The sequence below is a fragment of the Glaciecola sp. MF2-115 genome, from assembly GCF_047250385.1.
Classification (GTDB): domain Bacteria; phylum Pseudomonadota; class Gammaproteobacteria; order Enterobacterales; family Alteromonadaceae; genus Glaciecola.
The window spans coordinates 1-3505 of record NZ_JBLBVM010000018.1 but is presented as its reverse complement, the minus strand read 5'-3'; the positions used below and the strand labels follow the sequence as shown (position 1 = coordinate 3505).

Here is a 3505-nt window from a genome sequence, read left to right as displayed (position 1 = left end):
TACCAAGGCCCTATCTACCCATGAAGTTGGAAACTAACACGCCATACAACACTTACACAATTCGACATTTCAACAAACCAATCTAGTCAAAAAGACAGCTGTCACAAGGAGTAGTATATATCGTTAATCCGTCTTATACTCGGCTGCTTTGGTTGGTGGTTTGCTGATACTGTTAACGGGATATTTATTTACTTTCTTAAAGTGGCAAGGGGATAAATATGAAGTTTGGTATATTCAACAAGAAATGTGACACCATACCATCTACTTACATAGTTTCCCCATAACAAGTAATAATACTTGTCATGGGGGTCTTATCGAGAACTCTTACCATTAGAGACTTAGCTTGAGTGGCTTAGCTCGCCTTAGGAAACTCAGTTAACAATACTTGAACCGACTTTGAGAGATCGTCAGAGTCTAGAGCATTGACTGCTTCATCTTGTGTATTAAGCTTTCTTTTTGCAGAGCCATACCATACAGCCTCACGTTTCTCTCTATCGAAAATATCAATAGCAATGCCGGCGAGGAGCACTTTTACTTCGGTAACTTCGCCTACATCCCCATCTTGGAAGTTACTCATCCAGCGCGCGTTTTCTGAGAAGTAATTAGGGTGTTTCTTAAATTCTATTTTTTCATTTGCACCGACTGAGAACAAGACCACAAGATCTGCGTTTGTCCTTTCTTCGGTAAAGCGATAGCCTTTGGTTTCAAGCTCGGCTTTGATGCTCTCCATAAGGGTAGCACTAATCTCCTGACTCGGTTGAAAGTCGCCATTGATAAACATTGGGTCGTCTTTTACCCAAGAAAAGGTCGTGTAGTTTTGCACTGCTTGCTTTGATTCTGTATTTACCATAAGTGCTGGCTCAACAGCACAAGCAGTCAAAGTTAAAACGGCACCGAGCGTCATTAGTGCTTTAGCCATGAGATTTTTCGTTGTGTTCACGTTCATATCAATCCTTAACATGTTGCCTTGAAACTGAAAAAAGAAAGTAATGACTATTACTTTCTTTTAAAAGATAGCAGTGTTTTTAAAGTTGCACAATTATTAGGCTATGCATTTATTCGGCTACGCATTTATTAAGCTTTGCATTAATTCCGCTATTCAACTACTAGCCAACATTCATTTCTTTAGCTTTAGGCCAAACAAAAAGCGCAAAAGGTTCACATGTCGAATTACGGCGAAAAGCAGATAGCAAGTTAGCACAGTCAACACTAGAATACTCAACGCCTCCATAGCGACAGGCAAGTCAAAGCGACGCAGGTTGAAGGCGATAACAATGATTAAAGTTTGATGAAATATATACCAAGGCAAAACGGCTTCATTTGCATATGTCAGCAATCGAGAAGGTTTATTTAAGTAGCGACCAGCATAACCAACTAAACCGAGCATCCAGAACCATAAATTAGCAATAATCACTGCGCCATACAGGTATTGAACCGCTATATAGTTCCGAAAAGCCTCTCCCATAAAAGGGAACACGCCATTTCTGTCCATCGCAACTAAACCGTAAGTACACAAACCAAGCACTAATAAGATTCTGCGCTTATCGATAACAGCCTGCCAAAGCGCTTCTTTTGAGGCAAAAAGATAGCCCATCAACAAAACTAAAAAATATTTTGTATGACTCCACCAATCGTCAGTTAGACCATGCGTTGTAGGAAACTCGGGACGCACATGAACCCATGCTACTAGTAAAATGCTGGCAAAAATGAAGATGAGCTTTAAATTACTTACTTTTTTAAATAATGCACTTGCAACTAGCTTGCGGCACAACGGGCGAAGTAGCAAAAACACACTTGTGTATACGAACAGGTAGATGAGATACCACAAGTGATTCCAGGTCCAAAGACCAATACTAGAGTAACGGTCAGGAGCAACATCTGTTTCCGGATCTGAAATCAAATATTCAGTCCAAAAATATGCGTATGTACCAGAGAATTGTTGCTGCTCAATCAACTCATAATACAGTTGTGGCGGAACAATCACCGCCATACCGAACAACAAAGGAACCAACAACCTTTGGCTTCGAGTGCACAACAACGCCCCCGCTGAATATTTCTTATCGATTAGGGCAAGCGTCATACCAGATATAAAAAACAACAGACACATGCGCCACAGATTACTCATTACCATAAAGTTTTGTAGCAGCACGCTTTGTTGATCGCTTTTGATATGCCACCCCCAATCGGCAACATAATACATACCCAGGTGATACAATATCAGTAGCATAAGCGCGAGATTTCTTAACCAGTCCACATCATACCGTCGTACTTGTTGGTCGACAGCAGTAGCTACTTTTACTGATGCTATGTCTATTGTATTAATGTTCCCAATTTCATGACTTTGCATATACTTTCTCCACTGTTCTTGCAATTTATTGGTTCAGTGGTAGCCTAACTTTATTCAGCAGCAAACCCAGTCAAGAAGGACGGATTTACAGGCTTCTGTGACGAACGGTGGATAGCAGGGACGAATTTTGAACGACATATCACGAGACACTAAAGTTAGCTTATTTGCCAAGTTCGACAAGCGCCCTCGCGTGTACCTTCTTTGTTTGCTTGCGCTCTACTTGCTCACGAATAATATAATAAATGCCAGCTCTGTATGGATGGAAGCAAGCCGAGATGGTGCCGTTCCGGAATTTAGTCTTTGGGAACCTTTCGCTTGGGAAATTACCAGCGCATTGAGTACCTTCCTGCTAGTCCCAATTTTAGTTTGGTGGTTCAAACTCGTCCCGCTAAGTTTGACTCATTTTAAACGATTCCTTGCCCTACATCTTGGCGCAACACTAATATACTCAGCTCTGCACGTTGGCTTAATGGTATTGTTTCGCGAGCTAATCTATAAGGTTATGGGCGGAAACTATGACTTTGGTGATGTACTTTCAGAATTTTTCTATGAATACAGAAAAGATGCCTTTGGTTATTTTTTCTTTATGGCCCTTTACTACGCTTACCGCTTCATTTATTCCAGGCTTAAAGGTGAAGCAAGCTTTATTAACGAGCAAGAACACAGCAAACCCAGCGCGCCTGAACATTTCTTAGTAAGAAAGCTAGATAAAGAATTCTTAGTTAAAGTGCTTGATATTGACTATTTAGAATCGGCTGGCAACTACGTTAATTTATACGTTGCTGGGCGCATTTACCCATTGCGTTCAACATTATCGGGCTTAATTCCTCGTTTAGCTGAGAGAGGTTTTATGCAAATTCACCGCTCGTATGCAGTCAACCTAAACAAAGTACAGAGTATTGAAAGCCTTAGCTCTGGAGATGCTAAAGTGTATATTAATGACAGTATTAGCTTACCCCTTTCACGCCGCTACAAAGATAAGTTTAAGCAACAGCTACAATAGAGAATTAATCACTGTACCAAGGCCCTATCTACCCATGAAGTTGGAAACTAACACGCCATACAACACTTACACAATTCGACATTTCAACAAACCAATCTAGTCAAAAAGACAGCTGTCACAAGGAGTAGTATATATCGTTAATCCGTCTTATACTC

Annotated in this window: 3 protein-coding genes; 1 reads left to right on the top strand and 2 read right to left on the bottom strand. The window is 40.7% G+C overall.

All coding sequences use genetic code 11. The annotated features are described in order from the left end of the window. Positions 1-352: 352 nt before the first annotated feature. Entirely contained in the window at positions 353-946 is a 594-nt protein-coding gene (locus tag ACKLNX_RS00155; RefSeq protein ID WP_412970783.1) for a DUF4136 domain-containing protein, read from the bottom strand. A 171-nt stretch (positions 947-1117) separates the two neighbouring features. Next, positions 1118-2347 carry an acyltransferase family protein gene (locus ACKLNX_RS00150; protein ID WP_412970782.1) on the bottom strand — a complete coding sequence of 410 codons (1230 nt, stop codon included), beginning with the start codon at positions 2345-2347 and terminating at the stop codon, positions 1118-1120. A gap of 127 nt (positions 2348-2474) precedes the next feature. Here ACKLNX_RS00150 and ACKLNX_RS00145 point away from each other — a divergent pair, with 127 nt between their 5' ends. Then, a complete protein-coding gene (locus ACKLNX_RS00145; protein ID WP_411692784.1) occupies positions 2475-3350 on the top strand; it encodes a LytR/AlgR family response regulator transcription factor in 876 nt (291 codons plus the stop codon). The last annotated feature ends 155 nt before the right edge of the window (positions 3351-3505 follow it).